Raw genomic sequence first — 19,115 nt, 5'->3', positions numbered from 1 at the left:
TTCACAAACGTTTCGGATTATGCTACAATGAAATACAGGACATTTGGAAGAGCACAAGAGTAAGAAGTACTTGTGAATCACAAGGAAAGCATTTGTGAGACAAGGAAAGCATTTGTGAGACAAGGAAAGCATTTGTGAAGGAAAGCATTTGTGAGACAAGGAAAACATTTGTGAAACACAAAGAAAACATTTGTGCCAGTAAACAATGAAAGTTGGAAAATTCATGGGTAAAAGCTTATATATCTCTGAGAAACCAAGTGTGGCTCAGGAATTTGCAAAAGCACTAAAATCAAATTTTAGAAAGTCTGATGGGTATATGGAATCTGAAGATAGTATAGTAACTTGGTGTGTTGGGCATCTTGTAACAATGAGCTATCCAGAAAGCTATGATCCTGCTTTAAAAAAATGGTCACTGCAAACGATTCCGTTTTTACCAAAGGAGTTTAAATATGAGGTTATTCCATCGGTTAGTAAACAGTTTCAGGTGGTAAAGGGGCTGTTAAATCGTTCTGATGTTGATAAAATATATGTCTGTACTGACTCTGGACGAGAAGGAGAGTACATTTATCGTTTGGTAGACCAGATGGCAAAGGTACCAAAGAATAAAGAAAAACGAAGAGTATGGATAGACTCTCAAACAGAGGAAGAAATCTTAAGAGGTATTCGTGAAGCAAAGCCTCTATCTGATTACGATAACCTTTCATCATCAGCTTATCTAAGGGCACAAGAAGATTACTTAATGGGAATCAATTTTTCTCGTGTGCTATCACTAAAATATGGTTATACCGTAAATAATTTTCTCAAAAACGAAAAACATTCTGCGATAGCAGTAGGACGTGTTATGACTTGCGTTCTTGGAATGGTAGTTAGAAGAGAGCGTGAAATACGTGAATTTGTGAAAACTCCATTTTACCGTGTCATGCTGACATTAGAAACTTCGGATAGAACCTTTGACGGAGAATTTAAAGCGGTAGAAGGGTCAAAGTATTATCTATCTCCATTACTATATAAAGAGAACGGATTTCGTGAGAAACAAGAAGCAGAGAAATTAATTACGATGCTTACTGGCTATGAATCGGAATATGAAACAAGAATTGAGAATAATAATAAAAACAGTTACCTTGCAAAATTAAAGCAGGATGAAGAGTCTAAGCAATTGGTGGCTGAAATCGTAAGCATGGAGAAAAAGAAGGAAAATAAGAATCCACCTCTTCTTTTTAACCTTGCAGAACTTCAGAATGAATGTTCTAAGCTTTTTAAGATTAGTCCGGATGAAACATTAAAATATACTCAGGAGCTATATGAAAAGAAGCTTGTAACATACCCAAGAACGGATGCCAGGGTTTTATCCACCGCAGTCTCAAAAGAAATCTATAAAAATATCAAGGGATTAACTGCTCTTTCACAATTTCAACCATTTGCGGAAGAAGTCTTAGCTCTTGGTTCGTATAAAAACATAGCAAAGACTCGTTATGTGAATGACAAACAGATCACCGATCACTATGCAATTATACCAACCGGTCAAGGGTTTGGAGCATTGTCTTCCCTATCTCCGACTGCAAAGAGAGTATATGTGTCAATTGTGAAACGATTCTTAAGTATCTTTTATCCACCAGCAGTTTATCAAAAGATAGCAATAACAACGAAGATTGATACGGAAAGCTTTTTTTCAAGTTTCCGTGTTTTAATTGAAGAAGGATATTTAAAGGTTGCAGGCTATCAAGGAAATACGAATACCGCAATGCAAGATACGGATGGATCTGCAAAAACATCCACTAAGACAGAGGCTGACGGAAAAGAGAAAGGCTCTGATGAGGAGACTGAGGAAGAGAAAGATTATGATGCGACGTTCTTTGAGGTTATTAAGAGTCTGAAAAAAGGGATGAAACTACCAGTTCGTAATTTTACAATTAAAGAAGGAGAAACGGCTCCTCCAAAACGCTATAATTCTGGTTCACTAATTCTTGCGATGGAAAATGCAGGACAGTTAATTGATGACGAAGAATTGCGTGCTCAGATAAAAGGAAGCGGTATTGGAACAAGTGCAACAAGAGCTGAAATATTAAACAAACTTGTTAAGATAAATTACCTCTCTCTAAACAAGAAAACACAGATTATGACCCCTGCTTTAATGGGTGAATTAATTTATGATGTTGTGAATGTTTCTATTCGGTCTTTACTCAATGCGGAGCTTACCGCAAGCTGGGAAAAGGGGCTTACGATGGTATCAGATGGAACTATTACGAAAGACGAGTATATTGCAAAACTGGAGGGGTTTGTAGGGCGTATGACCGAAGGCGTGAAGGGAGTCAATAACGCGAATCTATTAATACCATACTTTGAACAAGTCGCACAAAACTATAAAAAGTAGGCGTGGGTTATATAAAAAGTCTACATTGCTGATATTGATTAAAACAAAGTTGAGAAGAAAGGAGCGTATCGATGTATTTAGGTGCAAATACATCATACAAGGTTATATGATTGAATTAGAGATACAAAGTTTATTTGATTTGACACAAACAATTGCAACGGATTTATTCCAGGGTGTAATTTATCCATGGGAAGTTTTACCTAATATTGGATCTTTTATTAAAAAACTTGGAGAAACCTTACCAGCCCAGGAATATGATAGAATTGGGGATAATATATGGATTGCAAAGTCTGCTACAGTAGCACGTTCGGCTGATATTCATGGCCCTTGTATTATTGATAAGAACGCAGAAATTCGTCACTGTGCTTATCTTCGTGGAAACATTATTGTTGGCGAGGGTGCAGTTGTTGGAAATTCTACAGAGCTTAAGAATGTTGTGTTATTTAATAAAGTTCAAGTTCCACACTATAACTATGTTGGGGACTCAGTTCTTGGTTATAAATCACATATGGGAGCTGGTGCTATTACTTCGAATGTAAAATCGGATAAGACATTAGTTACAGTACGATTTCAAAACGAAAAATATCCAACTGGCTTAAAGAAGATGGGTGCTATCCTAGGAGATATGGTAGAGATTGGGTGCGGTAGTGTACTAAACCCAGGTACCGTTATTGGTAGAGAGACGAATATATATCCACTTTCCTCTGTGCGAGGATATATTCCAGAACATAGTATATATAAAAAGGCTGGAGAGATTGCTAAAAAGCAGGACGAAGTGTAAGAAATGGAGGTTTTAATCATGCAGGAATTTTATGATATGATTGAAGAGAAGATAAAAGCTTGTGGATATCCAGGCGAAATTGATGGTTATGAGATATATAATGAGATATGCGATGAAATTGAAGAAAAAGAACCAGGAACATATATTTTTATGTCAAAGAAAACGGAGAACTGTTTTTTCGAGTATAAAGTAGATGTAATGGAAGAAGAGTTTAACTTATCTTATATTGATATTCATGTGAGTGATAAGGTATATCATGCAGATTTTGATGAATAGATAAATAGCCTATCACTTAGAAAACTTAGGTAATCTTATAAATATGTTTATCGGGACATAGATAAGCTGGTAAATTGATATAACAAGAAGAGATAACTTACATTCAGATGTGTTGATGTAGTAAGTTATCTCTTTCTATTAATATAACCAATCTTCGTAGTCTACTTTAGTAAAAAAATGCTTTGTTAAACCATTTTATAGTCTAAAAAAATAGATAAATGAAGTGCTTTTTTGTGTCTATATTTTATTAGAAATGCACAAAAAAGGTACATGAGAAAGACACATTGTACTTTTCCAATATAAGTCATTCAAGATATGTGAATTTACAATGAATTATCAGATAAATTAGGAATTATAACCCTATAATTTATACACTGTTTGTCTTCAAAATATGGTAGAACAGTTGAAATTTATATAAAAAGATGTATAATGAAGAAGACAGGATATACGTCAAATTATATTTGGGAGGAAACATATATGAGAAAAATTTTATCAACAGCTTTAGTACTTGTTATGACTTGTTCCTTATTAGCAGGTTGTGGTAAGAAAGACGCTGAGACTGGTGCTGGAACAGGATCAGGTGGTAGCAATGGATTTGAAATCGCTCTGATTACAGACAAAGGTAACATTGATGACAAGTCCTTTAACCAAGGTTCTTGGGAAGGCGTAGAGGAATTTGCAGGAAAGAAGTATTCTCACAAATACTATAAGCCAGAAGAGGCATCTGATGCAGGTTATCTAGCAGCAATTGATTTAGCTATAGCAGGTGGTGCTAAAGTTGTCGTAACACCTGGTTTCTTATTTGAAGTAGCAGTATTCGAAGCTCAGACAAAGTATCCAGATGTTAAGTTCATCTTACTTGATGGAGCTCCTCATACCGCAGATTATGCAACTTTTGAAACTAAATCAAACGTTGCCAGCGTATTATATGCAGAAGAAGAGTCTGGATATCTTGCAGGCTATGCTGCTGTAAAAGATGGCATGACAAAACTTGGTTTCATGGGTGGTATGGCAGTACCAGCGGTTCGTGCTTTCGGTTATGGTTATTTACAGGGTGCTGAAAATGCTGCAAAAGAATTAGGTCTTGCAGATGGTGCTGTTTCTGTTACATACCATTATACTGGTGACTTTTTAGATACTGATACGAATAAAAATATGGCGAAATCTATTTATCAAGAAGGCGCTCAAGTAATCTTTGCTTGTGGTGGTTCTGTAGGTAAGAGTGTTATGTCCGCTGCAACAGAAGCAAACACTAAAGTTATCGGTGTAGACGTAGACCAAAGATATGATAGTGATACTGTTATGACTTCTGCAACAAAAGGTCTTGGTGCATCTGTAGTTGCAGTTCTTAAATCGATTTATGACTCTAACAGCTGGGATACTTATGGTGGTAAAACAACTTACTTTAACGCTGTTAATGATGGCGTTGGTCTTCCTACCGCTGTTATTGGTGATGATAAGGCAGATGCTTTTGACCGTTTCAACACATTTAAAAAAGCTGATTATGAAGCAGTATTTAAGACTTTAGTAGATGGAACTGTTGATCCTATCCGTGAGATTACAGTAGAAGATGCAAATGGTATTGCTACTGCAAAGGAACTTACAGACGGTTTATCTCTTACAAAAGTTGTGGTAACTACTAGATAGTAACTATGATAACTTTATATTATAAGATATAGAGGGATTATTATATTGAGGAACATAGAAGAAAACTTAAAATCATGTACCTCACAAGGAATAAAATAAACCATTGGGGGGGAAGGGCGAGAGCCGTTCCCCCTTATTCACGACAATTAAAAGTTCGCGAAACGTACTTTTAATTGTAAAGGATAGAGCGCTAAGTTGCTCCGACAATAAACAATAGGAAAGAGGGTTATTGTGGAAGACTATATTATTGAGATGCTCCATATCACAAAGGAGTTCCCTGGAATTATAGCAAATGATGATATCACACTCCGCCTAAAAAAGGGAGAGATTCATGCACTGCTTGGAGAAAACGGTGCTGGGAAATCAACTCTTATGAGTGTGTTATTTGGTTTATATCAGGCGGAAAAAGGCGAAATTAGAAAGAATGGCCAATTAATTAAGATTAATAACCCAAATGACGCCAATGCATATGGTATTGGTATGGTTCATCAGCACTTTAAGCTGGTGGAAATTTTTACTGTTCTAGAAAATATTATCTTAGGTGTAGAACCTAATACGATGGGCTTTCTCGAGAAAAAGGAAGCAAGAAAAAAAGTATTGAGCCTATGTGAGCAATATGGGCTTAAAGTTAACCCAGACGCAGTAGTAGAAAGTATTTCAGTTGGAATGCAACAGCGTGTAGAGATTTTAAAGATGCTCTACCGAGATAATGAGATTTTAATATTTGATGAGCCTACGGCGGTATTGACCCCACAGGAAATCGACGAACTTATGGAAATAATGCGAGGCTTTGCGAAAGAAGGAAAATCCATCTTATTCATCACTCATAAGCTAAATGAGATTATGGCGGTGGCTGACCGTTGCTCAGTTTTGCGTAAAGGTAAATATATAGGAACTGTTGATATTAAGGATACAACCAAAGAGGAATTATCAAGGATGATGGTTGGACGAGATATCAGTTTTTCAGTTGAGAAAGACGAGGCAACACCTGCTGAGGTTGTGTTATCGGTACGTGATGTTACAGTACCATCTAAAATTCATAAAAATAATGCAGTAAAGAATGTATCCTTTGATGTTCGTGCAGGTGAAATTGTTTGTCTGGCTGGTATTGATGGTAATGGACAGACAGAGTTTGTTTCCGCATTGACAGGATTAGATAAAATGTCTGGCGGTAACGTCACATTGTGCGGAAAAGACATCACCAAGGCGAATATTAGAACAAGATCGAAAACAGGAATGAGCCATATTCCAGAAGACCGCCACAAGCATGGGTTGGTTCTTGAGTATACCCTGGAAGAAAATATGGTATTGCAACGTTATTGGGAACCAGCTTTCCAGAAAAAAGGTTTTATACGGAAGCATGCAATTCGCCAATATGCAGACAAACTGATTAAACAATACGATGTCAGAAGTGGTCAGGGACCGATCACAATTGCACGTAGTATGTCAGGCGGTAATCAGCAAAAAGCGATCATCGCTCGTGAGATTGACAAACAACATGAACTTCTAGTTGCTGTTCAGCCAACCCGCGGACTTGATGTCGGTGCGATTGAATATATACATAAGCAACTGGTAGCAAGAAGAGATGCGAACAAGGCGGTTTTATTGGTATCTTTAGAGCTTGAAGAAGTAATGAATGTAAGTGATCGTATCTTGGTTATGTATGAAGGTGAAATTGTTGGCGAGCTTAATCCTAAGACTACAACAGTAGAGGAACTTGGTCTTTATATGTCTGGTGCCAAACGTATGAATGTGACACCAAAGAAGAAGGAGGAATCAAGCGCCAATGAATAAGAAATTAGGTAATATAACCAAAACAAAAAGCTTTTCAGCCTTTACTTCGGCGCTGCTTGCCATAGTATTAGGTTTAATATTCGGATTTTTTATTATGCTTTCTGCTAGTCCAGCCAATGCAATTGACGGTTTTCATATGGTATTAACGGGTGGATTAAAGCGTATTGGAGATGTATTTTATTTTGCAACGCCTATCTTAATGACTGGTTTAGCGGTTGGATTTGCCTTTAAGATGGGGTTATTTAATATCGGTGCATCTGGCCAATTTACGATGGGAATGTATTTTTCACTCTATGTTGGATTTATGTGGGACTTGCCTGCTAATATTCACTGGTTTGTATGTATACTAGCAGGTATGGTGGGAGGTATGTTATGGGGTGTTATACCTGGATTATTTAAGGCATTCTTAAATGTAAATGAAGTAATAACTTCCATCATGTTTAACTACATTGGTATGTTCTTAGTTGATATGCTAATCATGGGAAAATCTAAGATGTATGTTTCGACTATGGCAAGAACAGAATATCTTCCGGCGTCTGCACAGATTCCATCCTTAGGTATTAAGGGAAGTAGCGTTAATGTGTCTATCTATATGGCAATTGGGATAGCGATTCTATTGTATATTGTATTAAATAAAACTACATTTGGTTATGAGTTAAAAGCAACTGGATATAACAAGTATGCAAGTGATTATGCCGGAATGAATGGTAAGAAAAACATTGTACTTACAATGGTAATCGCTGGTGCACTAGCAGGTCTTGGTGGAGCTTTTAGTATCTTGGCTCCTTCTACTATCGCAGGAAGTAGTATGACTTATGAACCAATTAATGTTATCGCAGCGACTGGATTTAACGGTATTGCTGTAGCTTTACTTGGTAATTCAAGTCCTATTGGTATTATTTTTTCTGCCATTTTTATCTCTCATATACAGCGTGGTGGTACGTTAACTGCACTATATGGATATAAACCAGAGATTATTGATATTGTAATTTCGGTTATTATCTACTTCTCAGCATTTGCTATGTTAATGAATCATATGGTAGTGGCATTCTTTAAGCGTAAAAAGGAGAAGAGCAATCAAAAGCCTGTAGAAATTAGTCAAGCTAAAAAGGTAGAAGTTGCTTTAGATGAAAAATCTACAGTAGATAAGGATGAAAAAACATTAGGTTTCATGGATTCAGAGGAAATAGGTAATATAGAAAACGCAGAGAATTCAGAGAGTACGGAAAGTACAGAAGATTCAAAGAGTAAAGAAAACACAGAGGATACAGTGGAAACAGAAAATATAGATAACATTAAATATACCGAGGAATCAGATTTGAAAGATGTTCTATCAGAAGGTCTAAATCTGGAAGATACAACCTCAGAAAAGGAGGATAAGTAAAGATGGATGTTATATTTTATTTAATTCAAAATACACTTCCAGTTGCGATACCTCTTTTGTTGGTTGCTCTCGGAGGTATGTTTAGTGAACGAAGTGGTGTAATTAATATTGCACTTGAAGGTATTATGTTATTTGGTGCATTTTTTGGATGTCTCTTTGCGTATTTCGTTCAAGGGACAGGATTAAATCCACAGGTAATCTTATTACTATCAATGCTAATAGCTGCTTTGGCAGGAATTATCTTTTCTTTATTGCTATCTTTTGCAGCTGTTAGTATGAAAGCAGATCAAACCATCACAGGTACAGCTCTTAATATGCTCGTACCAGCAATGGTATTATTGTTCGCTAAGATGAACTTTAACAGTGATGGTATTACAACCAATGTAAAATACTATATTCAAAAAGTGCCTGTACTTGGGGATATCCCTATTATCGGAAAAATGTTTTTCCAGAAAACATATCTAACGGTATACATCGGGATTGGTTTCTTGATTATAGCAACAATCATATTTTATAAGACGAGATTTGGATTACGTTTACGCGCTTGTGGTGAGCATCCACAGGCAGCAGATTCAGTAGGTATTAATGTATATCGTATGAGATACGCAGGTGTTACATTGTCAGGATTACTTGGTGGAATCGGTGGTTATTTCTATTCTGTTGGTGTAATGTCAGGAAATTGTAATGGACATACTGGAGCAGCTGGTTTTGGTTTCTTAGCACTTGCTGTCATGATTTTTGGACAATGGAAACCAATGAAAATATTTTTTGCAGCATTGTTCTTTGCATTCTTACGTACAGTTGCCTATTCCGTTTCGTTGATTCCAATCTTAAAGAGCTTAAATGTTAATCAAACCTATTATAAGATGTTACCTTATATTGCGACGATGGTTGTCTTAGCATTTACTTCTAAGAAGTCAAGAGCACCAAAGGCAGAAGGTATTCCATATGATAAAGGTAAACGTTAATAGATAAGTTAGGAAATGTATACCCAATGACTTAAAAAAAGTGCCTAAACAAAGTCAACTTACTTTGTTTAGGCACTTTTCTTGTGCCATGCATGTATAGCCCATAGCATGTGCTTTTGCCATTATGAAGTCGCAAAAGCTGTCCATGGCCTTTAATATAGATAAGTCAAGTCTAGATTACATTTTGAATATAAAAATAGAAGGTACCGTCTTTTATAGTGTACCTCCTATTTTTTCATTTCGATACCTTAATTTATCTCTATCATCTATTCTTCAAATTCTACAGTTACATACCAACCCGCAGAACTACCACGCACATCTGTCACAGTACCAGTTAGATTTTTTAAACGTTCTGAGAAGGTGTAATTTGCTGACATGGCGACTGCTGGTATGATAGTATAATAATAACTCATCGGAAGTTTGCTTTCCAATACTTCGACTTGATCCCCTGGTTTAACTAAGCCTTCTCGTTCCATTTTAAACTCCATTGACCTCATTTTCATCCCTCCTTTGTATCCTATTATTATAGCATAAAGATTCAAAGTGTTAAATCCAAGGTTAAAAATTTAAGGTAAAGTAGTCTCACTGATGCTTAAGATTAGGTCATGGTTCATAACGATTTTTACTAACTTTTTTTCTTTACATAAACGTTTCAGGTCATCCAAGGTTCCTTTACTGTAATTGGGTTCTTTCGCACTAGAATCCAATATTTCTATTTCTGTATCAGAAAAAAGAACACCACTTAATAAATTATGATTCATAGTTATGTTCCCGAATTTATCTGGATAGGCTTCATAGTACTCTATATTGGAATCGACAATTTGAAGACAAGCTAAAGATTCATAATCTGGAATATAAGGAACCTTTAAATCACAGGAATAAGTTTTACCCTGGTAGGTTGCAGTAATCATACAAGTGCCAGGTAGCATTGCGGTAACTAAACCCGACTTATCTACAGTAGCTATCGAAGAATCGCTACTTTCCCATATAACTTTATCACTATCAGCGCTCAATAATTGAAGATATTCGAGATAGGAATCGTATCCATCTAGTGGGAGAATTAAGTCGGTATAATTTAACCGTATTTCTGAAGAGTATTTCTGGATGTTTTCTTCTGATACCGGCAATAAATCTCTAGATAGTTCAATTGGATGATTATCAAGTAACCTATGATTGTCCATGGAAGATACTTGATGGTTGTATTCCTTAAGGAATTTTACATATGCTAACATTACATTGGAATATTGTATTGAATTGGATATTTTTGTTGCAGCTACACTATATTTTGTTGGTATGATAAATGAAAGCAATAAAACCAGTAAGAATACACGGCAATATTTGAAATGATGTTTCATCGTAAGTCCTCCTTATTCTAGAATGGTGAAAAAGTGCCATCTATATTATCTATATGTGCTTGTCTAAGAATATATGACATCTATTGAAGAAAAATTAGCTTATTGTTATAATAGTCCTAAAAATAGTGTTCAAGAAAGTGTAGGAAGAACAAATGAATTACGATTATATATTGTTTGATTTAGATGGAACATTGACCGATCCAAAGCTTGGTATTACGAAATCATTTGCATATGCTTTAGAGCATTTTGATATTCATATTGAAAATTTGGATTCCTTATGTAAATATATCGGTCCACCTATTGTGGATAGCTTTATGGATTTTGGATTTAGTAAGGAGAAAGCATTAGAAGCTATAGATAAATATAGAGAGTATTTTAAGGATTATGGTATCTATGAGAATGAAGTCTATAAAGGTGTTGTACAGTTATTAGCTACACTGAGAAGTAGAAATAAAAAGATAATGCTTGCAACTTCAAAACCAGAGGTATTTGCAAAGCAGATATTAGAGCATTTTGAATTATTAGAGTACTTTGACTTTGTGGGCGGAAGTGAACTAAATGGCGATCGTTCAGAAAAATCTGAGGTTATACAATATGTATTAAAGGAAGGAAAGGTAACTGATTTAACGAAAGCAGTCATGATTGGTGACCGTAAGTATGATATTTTTGGAGCAAAAGAAGTAGGAATTGACTCCATCGGTGTATTAAATGGATATGGTGACCAGGAGGAGCTTATTGCAGCAGGGGCAGATGCTATTGTAGCAAGTGTATGGGAATTAGTTAATAGGGAAGAGTTTCTTTAAGTAGAAGTATATGATAACTATATAGGGTTGAGAGAATATCAAGTAATAAATTTCAATGAGATAGCGGAAGATATAGAAAAGCGTATCGCTAAATAGATAGACTATCTAGCGATACGCTTTTTATTTGGTTACGTAGGTCGAGTCAGGCCGTTCTTAAAAGGAAACCCTCCTTATCTTGGTAAGTTACCTCGGTAAACTCTGATACGTTGATTAGTCAACGGAGAAGGATACATCGTCAAGATCAAGGGACTGTCCTCCGTTGGCTGTTACGGCAAATTCGATAATAGCATTGGTAGCAGCGGCTGGTGCCTGAATGGTGATACCACGGTAATAAGCGAATTGACGGTTACTGTCTGGAATATCTTGGGCAATTACATTAATAACTAGCCCTGTCACGCTCAATCCTAAACCATTGGTAAAGGTAACGGTTGCAACCAACGCAACATTTGCTCCCTCACCATGGGCAAAGAAGGAAAAATCAAAGAAGCATCCACCGGTGATTGGGATATCCTGAGATAGGTTACCACCATTAGCAATATTAACTGCTGCAAATCCAGAATGAACCCTGCCTTGCGCTGTTACTTCAGAAATTAAGAGTGGGGTGGTAGTGGTCCAACCTGTAGGAATGTTACCAGTAAACAATTCCATTCCGCCATTTATCACCATTTCACCCTGGGATGGGCAAGCAGACTCCCCTTGAGGACCGGTAGGCCCAGTAGGCCCAGTAGGACCAGTAGGACCGGTAGGCCCAGTAGCACCAGTTAAACCAGTAGGTCCAGTAGGTCCGGTAGGCCCAGTGGCACCAGTTAAACCAGTAGCGCCAGTAGGTCCGGTAGGCCCAGTAGCACCAGTTAAACCAGTAGCGCCAGTAGGTCCGGTAGGTCCAGTAGCACCGGTAGGTCCGGTATGTCCGGTAGGTCCAGTAGGTCCGGTAGGTCCGGTAGGTCCAGTAGCACCTCTAGGCCCAGTAGGTCCAGTAGGCCCAGTAGGTCCAGTAGCACCTCTAGGCCCGGTAGGTCCAGTAGGTCCAGTAGGTCCTCTACGTTCAACACAACATGGAGAGCAGCAAGGATCGCAGCAACATCTATCTGAGTGACAATGATCCGAATGATGTCTAGAAAACGAACCTTCATGAGATACATCATAACTTTCGTACGGGTTTATTTCATTATGATTATTTCGCATAAAATCCCCTCATTTAATAATTATAAACTATGCGATTCCTAAATCAGCACTCGCATAGTAATCTTCTAAGTTAACTAGTGTACAGCGCGACTAAAGCAACATGACCTCTCTGTATGATGTCTATGATACGATCTTAGTGAGAATGTTCATAGTTTTCGCCCGAGCTTGAGTCGTAAGGATTAATTTGTTGCATAAAACCCCCTATTTTCACAATTCCTATAGTACATACCCTTGTATTTTATGAGATGATATTTCATTTACAATATAGAAAACAATGAGATTTAGAGATAAATAGACATATACTATAGCTAATATACTATATTCTGTAGTTTGATAAACGTGTCATTTTGCGTCGGTAAAACTAAAAAAGGTGAAAGTCTAACTAAGTATTCATAGAACACAAAAAAATTGCCCACCGTTTTAATAGATAAACGGTGGGCAATTAAATATTTTTTTATATATTATCTAGACTATGAAAAAACTTAAAAATCAAGCAAATCCTAGAATTTCTTAGCGTCAGCAGCTTCCTGAATTGCAACAGCAACAGCAACAGTAGCACCAACCATTGGGTTGTTACCCATGCCGATAAGACCCATCATCTCTACGTGAGCAGGTACGGATGAAGAACCAGCGAACTGTGCATCACTATGCATTCTACCCATAGTATCTGTCATACCATAAGAAGCTGGACCAGCAGCCATGTTATCTGGGTGAAGTGTTCTACCAGTACCACCACCGGAAGCTACAGAGAAGTAATTCTTGCCTTGCTCAAGACATTCTTTCTTGTAAGTACCTGCAACTGGATGTTGGAAACGAGTAGGGTTTGTTGAGTTACCAGTAATGGAGACATCAACGCCTTCTTTATGCATGATTGCAACACCTTCAGTAACGTCATTAGCACCGTAGCAATTAACAGAAGCACGAGGTCCCTGGGAGTAGGATTTGCGGAATAATTCCTTTACTTCTCCAGTGTAGTAATCCATCTGAGTTTCAACGAATGTAAAGCCGTTGATACGGGAAATAATCTGAGCAGCGTCTTTTCCAAGACCGTTTAAGATTACACGAAGTGGTTTCTGACGAACTTTGTTAGCGCTCATAGCAATACCAATAGCACCTTCCGCAGCTGCGAAAGATTCGTGTCCTGCTAAGAATGCGAAACATTCTGTAGACTCTTCAAGTAACATCTTTCCAAGGTTACCATGTCCGAAACCAACCTTACGTTGATCTGCAACAGAACCTGGGATACAGAAAGCCTGAAGACCTTCGCCGATTGCAGCTGAAGCATCAGCAGCTTTTCTACAATCTTTCTTAATTGCAATTGCAGCACCTACGATGTAAGCCCAGCAAGCATTTTCAAAACAAATTGGTTGGATACCTTTTACTTGATTGTAAACATCAAGGCCAGCATCTTTTGTAATCTTTTCCGCTTCTTCAATGGAAGCAATTCCATAGCTGTTAAGCACTGCATTAATTTTATCTATTCTTCTCTCAAATGATTCAAATAAAGCCATCGCTATGTATCCTCCTTTTCTATTCTTCTCTTGGGTCGATAATCTTTACTGCATCTGCAACACGGCCGTATTGACCTTTTGATTTTTCATATGCTGTATTAGGATCATCACCCTTTTTAATGAAGTCTGTCATTTTACCAAGACTTACGAACTGGTAACCAATAATCTGGTTCTCTTCATCTAAAGCGATACCAGTTACATAACCTTCTGCCATTTCAAGGTAACGAGGACCTTTCTTTAAAGTACCATACATAGTACCAACCTGGCTTCTTAAACCTTTTCCTAAATCTTCAAGACCAGCACCGATTGGAAGGCCGTCTTCAGAGAAAGCACTCTGAGTTCTACCATAAGCAATCTGAAGGAATAATTCTCTCATAGCAGTATTGATAGCATCACAAACTAAGTCTGTGTTTAAAGCTTCTAATACTGTAAGTCCTGGAAGAATCTCAGTTGCCATAGCAGCGGAATGAGTCATACCGGAACATCCAATGGTCTCTACCAATGCTTCCTGAATGATACCTTCTTTTACGTTAAGGGTTAATTTACAAGCACCCTGCTGTGGTGCACACCAGCCTACACCGTGTGTTAATCCGGAGATATCGCTAACTTGTTTGCTCTGTACCCATTTTGCTTCTTCAGGGATTGGCGCAGCACCATGGTGAACACCCTGCGCTACAGGACACATATTTTCTACTTCATGTGAATAAATCATGTTGAGACTCCTTTCAATCATATCATTATATTCATGACAAAAAAGTGTTTGGATCACTTTTTTGTAGACAACATATCGCTGATTTTTATTCTATATTACTTTCCATTAGTAAGGCATAGAGAAAGTAATTAAAAATAGAACAAAAATCCACTGTGTCTTTCTAGGAAAGCCATAAGATTAAGTTCCTATTATGTGGCATTGATAATATGGTAATGTCTGTTATTAATTTAACAAAATATTTCCTTCTACCAAGGGCCGTTTTTGCTTTCTCCATATTCTCTCATAAAACGCCTAAATAGTCTATACCTTTTTTCTAAAAAGTTTTTAAAGTTTTATAGAAATCTTCTTTTCATTTTGCACAAATATTGCTATGATTAAGAGTAAGGAAAATATAAAGGAAGAAACATCGTACATGAGAATTCAGTAGTATATAATGCTACCGTTAATAGATTAAGTTTTGATGGATAAAATTAAAATAGGAAAACCACACAGATAGCGAGGTGTTGCAAGATGGCGGTAAGAGTTGAGAGACCTAATGTAAAGAAGGGTCAACGTGCAATTGTAATCAGCGATATCCATGCGAATTTAAAGGCTTTTTTAAAATTATTAAAAAAGATAAACTTTTCTGAACAGGATATCCTTATTCTACTTGGTGATATGGTAGAAAAAGGTGAAAATAGTTTAGATTTGCTTCATTATGTGATGGAACTTAAGAAAACACATACCGTGTTTGCTGTCTGCGGTAACTGTGATGCAATTGCTATGGAAGTGCTTAAGGATACCAAAAATGAAGAACTATTAAAATATATTTTATTGAGAAAGCAAACCTTAATCGGCGAAATGTGCCGAGAGGCAGAAATCGAGTTAAACCGTGGTACTGACATGGGAAAGGTGAAAAAAGTATTACAAGAGTTATATAAGGAAGAAATAAACTTTATCTGTGAATTACCGCACATAATAGAAATGGGCCAGTATGTATTTGCACATGCAGCGGTTTATCCGAATCGTATGGAAGAGATGAAACCTTCTCAAGCAATGAAGGCAGACGACTTTATGAATCAAGGCTATCATTTTGAAAAATATCATGTGGTTGGTCATTGGCCGACATCTCTTTATTGTAAAGAGATTCCAGAATGTAATCCTAAAATTGATAAAGAAAATAAGATTATTAGTATCGATGGTGGAAATGTATTAAAGCGAGATGGACAATTAAATGCATTGATTATACCAGATTTAGACCAAGAAGAAGTAAATTTTGCTTATGTAGATCAACTTAGAAAAGCGAAAGTACTAAATACACAAGAAGCGGGTGGAAAGTCCTTTTGTATTCCTTGGACAGATAGCCTTGTAGAACTGTTACGTACCGAGAAGGACTTTACGTATTGTGAACACATATCCTCCGGTAATAAAATGTGGATTCCAAATTCCTATCTATGTGAGGAACGGGATGGATGGCACACCGAAGATATTTCGGATTATCAGATTCCTCTTACCTATGGAGATATTATTTCTGTTACGGAGGAAACTAGCCGTGGTTATCTAGTTAAGAAAAACGGTATTATTGGTTGGTACTATGGTATGCTTGAGTTTTTGCCTGAGAATATTGATTAATAAGAAAAAAGTATTTCGCGTCGAGGAATATTTCAAATTAATTATTCTACCTAAAGCTTGATATTACAGGAAAGAATGACAAATAGTACATACCAATACAACAAGGATATGAATAGTTTTATGATGTAACAAGTAAAAAAGCTGATAGAGAATTGAACCGGTTACACTGTGTATAGAAAGGTTGAGACACATGACTAAAAATGAATTTAAAGCGATGATAGAACAGAAAATCGTAATCCTTGATGGGGCAACGGGCAGTAATCTACAAAACGCTGGTATGCCTTCCGGTGTATGCCCTGAAACATGGATTTTAGACAATAAAGAGGTCTTGATAACCTTACAGAAAGAGTATCTATATGCAGGTACGGATATTCTGTATGCACCTACATTTACGAGTAACCGAATCAAACTTTCAGAATATGGTTTAGAACATAGAATAGAGGAAATCAATCATTCGTTAGTGGAATTATCAAAAGAGGCAATCAATCGTTACTTGGAGGAGACAGGGGAGACCCGCTCTATTATGATAGCAGGTGACTTAACAATGACTGGAGAGCAGTTATTGCCTTTTGGAAAGATGGATTTTGAAGAACTCATTACGATTTATAAGGAGCAAATAGGGCATTTAGTTTCATCGGGAGTAGATTTACTTGTGGTGGAGACGATGCTAAGTTTACAAGAATGTCGTGCTGCTGTGATTGCAGCAAAGGAAATTTGCGAGTTACCAGTCATGGTATCGTTAACCTTTGGTGAGGATAATCGTACTCTTTATGGAACAGACCCAAAGACCGCTATGATAGTTCTTCAAAGCTTGGGAGCAGATGCAGTCGGTGTTAATTGTTCGAGTGGACCTAAGAAGTTGAGCGAAGTGATAGAACAGATGCTTCCAGTTGCCAATGTTCCTCTCATAGCAAAACCTAATGCTGGACTTCCAAAACTTGTAGAAGATAGAACAGTATTTACCATGGATGCCGATGAATTTGCAGCAAGTTGTAAGATTTTTCTAGAGCTTGGTGTATCTATTCTTGGAGGGTGTTGTGGTACGACACCAAAGCATATTAATTTATTAAATGAATTAGCAAAGACTTATCAAGCACCCGTGATTCATAAAAAGCCTCTTAGAGTTTTAACGACGGAGCGAAGGTCAATGGAATTTTCTTTGGTGGATCGTTTCTTAGTTGTAGGAGAACGAATAAATCCAACAGGAAAGAAAGTGCTCCAGGCGCAACTTCGAGAAGGAGTTTTAGACTTAGTTAGTGAAATGGCAATTGAGCAAGAGGAACTTGGTGCAGATATTTTAGATATTAATATGGGGATGAATGGCATTGATGAAAAAGAGATGATGCTTAAGGTAATGGATGAAGTACTCCAAGTAACAAATCTACCGCTAAGTATTGATTCTAGCCATGTTTCTGTTATAGAGGCAGCTCTTAGAAGATACCCAGGGCGTGCTCTTATCAATTCCATCTCTTTAGAAAAAGAGAAGTTTGAAAAGCTACTTCCGGTTGCAAAAAAATATGGTGCTATGTTTATTCTATTACCATTATCAGATGCTGGACTACCGAAAGACCTAGAGGAAAAGAAACAGATCATTCACACTATCGTGTCTGCTGCTAAAGAAATTGGACTAACAGCTGAGGATATTGTGGTGGATGGTTTAGTCAATACGGTTGGCGCGAATAAAGAGGCAGCGATCCAAACGATGGAAACAATAAGGTATTGTAAGGAAGAACTTTCTCTTGCGACGATTGTTGGACTATCTAATATTTCGTTTGGTTTACCGGAACGTCAATTTGTGAATGCAACGTTTTTATCCTTTGCAATACAGGCAGGCCTTACAATGGCAATTGCAAATCCAAGCCAAGACCTTCTTATGAACACTGCTTATGCAGCAGATTTGCTAAGAAACAAAGAAGGTGCTGATCTTCGCTATATAGAACGTGTTACAACACACCCTATGATAAATGCAGAAAGTACACCGAAAAAGGTGATTGAAAGGGGCGAGGATAAAGCGGATAATAAAAAAAGTGTAAGAGAAGCTTCTAATGTTAATGCAAATGAAAGTTTGAATGATAATTCTACTGAAAAGTCGAGTTCGCAAATATATGAAGCAGTGATAAAAGGAAATAAAAGAAAAATTTTAGCACTTGTCATAGAGGAGGTTAATAATAAAACCTCAGCTGCCGAAATACTTGATACAATACTAATTCCTGCCATAAATCAGGTGGGACAGTATTTCGACAGTGGGAAGTACTATTTACCACAATTGATTGCTTCAGCAGAAACCATGAAGACTGCGATCGATTATTTAGAACCTATGCTTAAAAAAGATTCTAAAGAAGAAAAAGTAGGTACTATCATAATTGCAACAGTTGCTGGGGACATTCATGATATTGGGAAAAATCTTGTAGCATTAATGCTTAAGAATTATGGATTTAATGTAATTGATTTGGGCAAGGATGTTTCATCAGAAAAAATTATAGAAACAGCGAAGGAACTGGATGCAGATATTATAGCTCTTTCTGCGCTTATGACTACTACAATGCTTGAAATGAAAAGGGTTGTAAATTATAGAAATGAAGCATCTCTAAGAGCAAAGGTAATCATAGGTGGGGCCGTAATTACTCAGGATTATTGCGATGAAATTGGCGCTGATGGTTATTCCAAAGATGCACAAGAAGCAGTCAATTTAGTAAAAAAATTATTAAAAATATAAC

General features: G+C 37.0%; 15 protein-coding genes. 10 read left to right on the top strand and 5 right to left on the bottom strand.

The genetic code is table 11. From position 1 onward, the window contains the following. Positions 1-223: 223 nt before the first annotated feature. The 7 genes from CPHY_RS16955 to CPHY_RS16925 all read left to right on the top strand — a co-directional run bounded on the left by CPHY_RS16955 (position 224) and on the right by CPHY_RS16925 (position 9,221). Positions 224-2,371 (top strand): DNA topoisomerase, encoded by a 2,148-nt coding sequence (locus tag CPHY_RS16955; protein WP_041703756.1) that lies wholly within the window; start codon positions 224-226, stop codon positions 2,369-2,371. A 106-nt stretch (positions 2,372-2,477) separates the two neighbouring features. After that, on the top strand, positions 2,478-3,152 hold the full coding sequence (locus tag CPHY_RS16950; protein ID WP_012201275.1) for an LbetaH domain-containing protein: 675 nt from the start codon (positions 2,478-2,480) through the stop codon (positions 3,150-3,152). 18 nt (positions 3,153-3,170) lie between these two features. Beyond that, positions 3,171-3,428 carry a hypothetical protein gene (locus CPHY_RS16945; protein WP_012201274.1) on the top strand — a complete coding sequence of 86 codons (258 nt, stop codon included), beginning with the start codon at positions 3,171-3,173 and terminating at the stop codon, positions 3,426-3,428. A 477-nt stretch (positions 3,429-3,905) separates the two neighbouring features. After that, positions 3,906-5,075 carry a BMP family lipoprotein gene (locus CPHY_RS16940; protein WP_012201273.1) on the top strand — a complete coding sequence of 390 codons (1,170 nt, stop codon included), beginning with the start codon at positions 3,906-3,908 and terminating at the stop codon, positions 5,073-5,075. A 231-nt stretch (positions 5,076-5,306) separates the two neighbouring features. Beyond that, positions 5,307-6,869, top strand: coding sequence for an ABC transporter ATP-binding protein (locus CPHY_RS16935; RefSeq protein ID WP_012201272.1), 1,563 nt, complete (start codon positions 5,307-5,309; stop codon positions 6,867-6,869). Beyond that, complete coding sequence (locus CPHY_RS16930) at positions 6,862-8,253, top strand: ABC transporter permease (RefSeq protein ID WP_012201271.1); 1,392 nt, start codon at positions 6,862-6,864, stop codon at positions 8,251-8,253. Before CPHY_RS16935 ends, CPHY_RS16930 begins: the two co-directional genes overlap by 8 nt. 2 nt (positions 8,254-8,255) lie before the next feature. Continuing rightward, positions 8,256-9,221, top strand: a complete 966-nt coding sequence (locus CPHY_RS16925; protein ID WP_012201270.1) for an ABC transporter permease — start codon at positions 8,256-8,258, stop codon at positions 9,219-9,221. 266 nt (positions 9,222-9,487) lie between these two features. Here the strand turns inward: CPHY_RS16925 and CPHY_RS16920 are convergent, their stop codons facing one another. Further along, a complete protein-coding gene (locus CPHY_RS16920; protein ID WP_012201269.1) occupies positions 9,488-9,718 on the bottom strand; it encodes a hypothetical protein in 231 nt (76 codons plus the stop codon). A gap of 69 nt (positions 9,719-9,787) precedes the next feature. After that, positions 9,788-10,576, bottom strand: a complete 789-nt coding sequence (locus CPHY_RS21000) for an Ig-like domain-containing protein (protein ID WP_012201268.1) — start codon at positions 10,574-10,576, stop codon at positions 9,788-9,790. Between the two features lie 152 nt (positions 10,577-10,728). Here CPHY_RS21000 and CPHY_RS16910 point away from each other — a divergent pair, with 152 nt between their 5' ends. Next, entirely contained in the window at positions 10,729-11,379 is a 651-nt protein-coding gene (locus CPHY_RS16910) for an HAD-IA family hydrolase (protein ID WP_012201267.1), read from the top strand. A gap of 210 nt (positions 11,380-11,589) precedes the next feature. On the opposite strand, the gene CPHY_RS22005 is transcribed toward CPHY_RS16910, so the two are convergent. From CPHY_RS22005 to CPHY_RS16895, 3 genes are all read right to left on the bottom strand, one after another. Further along, on the bottom strand, positions 11,590-12,564 hold the full coding sequence (locus tag CPHY_RS22005) for a hypothetical protein (protein ID WP_012201266.1): 975 nt from the start codon (positions 12,562-12,564) through the stop codon (positions 11,590-11,592). A gap of 500 nt (positions 12,565-13,064) precedes the next feature. Then, positions 13,065-14,075, bottom strand: a complete 1,011-nt coding sequence (locus tag CPHY_RS16900) for a GGGtGRT protein (RefSeq protein ID WP_012201265.1) — start codon at positions 14,073-14,075, stop codon at positions 13,065-13,067. Positions 14,076-14,094: 19 nt separating this feature from the next. After that, positions 14,095-14,787, bottom strand: a complete 693-nt coding sequence (locus tag CPHY_RS16895; RefSeq protein WP_012201264.1) for an iron-sulfur cluster assembly scaffold protein — start codon at positions 14,785-14,787, stop codon at positions 14,095-14,097. A gap of 510 nt (positions 14,788-15,297) precedes the next feature. On the opposite strand from CPHY_RS16895, the gene CPHY_RS16890 reads away from it, so the two are divergent. After that, positions 15,298-16,398 carry a metallophosphoesterase gene (locus CPHY_RS16890; RefSeq protein ID WP_012201263.1) on the top strand — a complete coding sequence of 367 codons (1,101 nt, stop codon included), beginning with the start codon at positions 15,298-15,300 and terminating at the stop codon, positions 16,396-16,398. A 190-nt stretch (positions 16,399-16,588) separates the two neighbouring features. Continuing rightward, a complete protein-coding gene (locus tag CPHY_RS16885) occupies positions 16,589-19,114 on the top strand; it encodes a homocysteine S-methyltransferase family protein (RefSeq protein WP_012201262.1) in 2,526 nt (841 codons plus the stop codon). Position 19,115 lies beyond the last annotated feature (1 nt).

The organism is Lachnoclostridium phytofermentans ISDg (genome assembly GCF_000018685.1).
GTDB lineage: Bacteria > Bacillota > Clostridia > Lachnospirales > Lachnospiraceae > Lachnoclostridium > Lachnoclostridium phytofermentans.
This window is presented reverse-complemented; position numbering and strand designations above follow the sequence as displayed.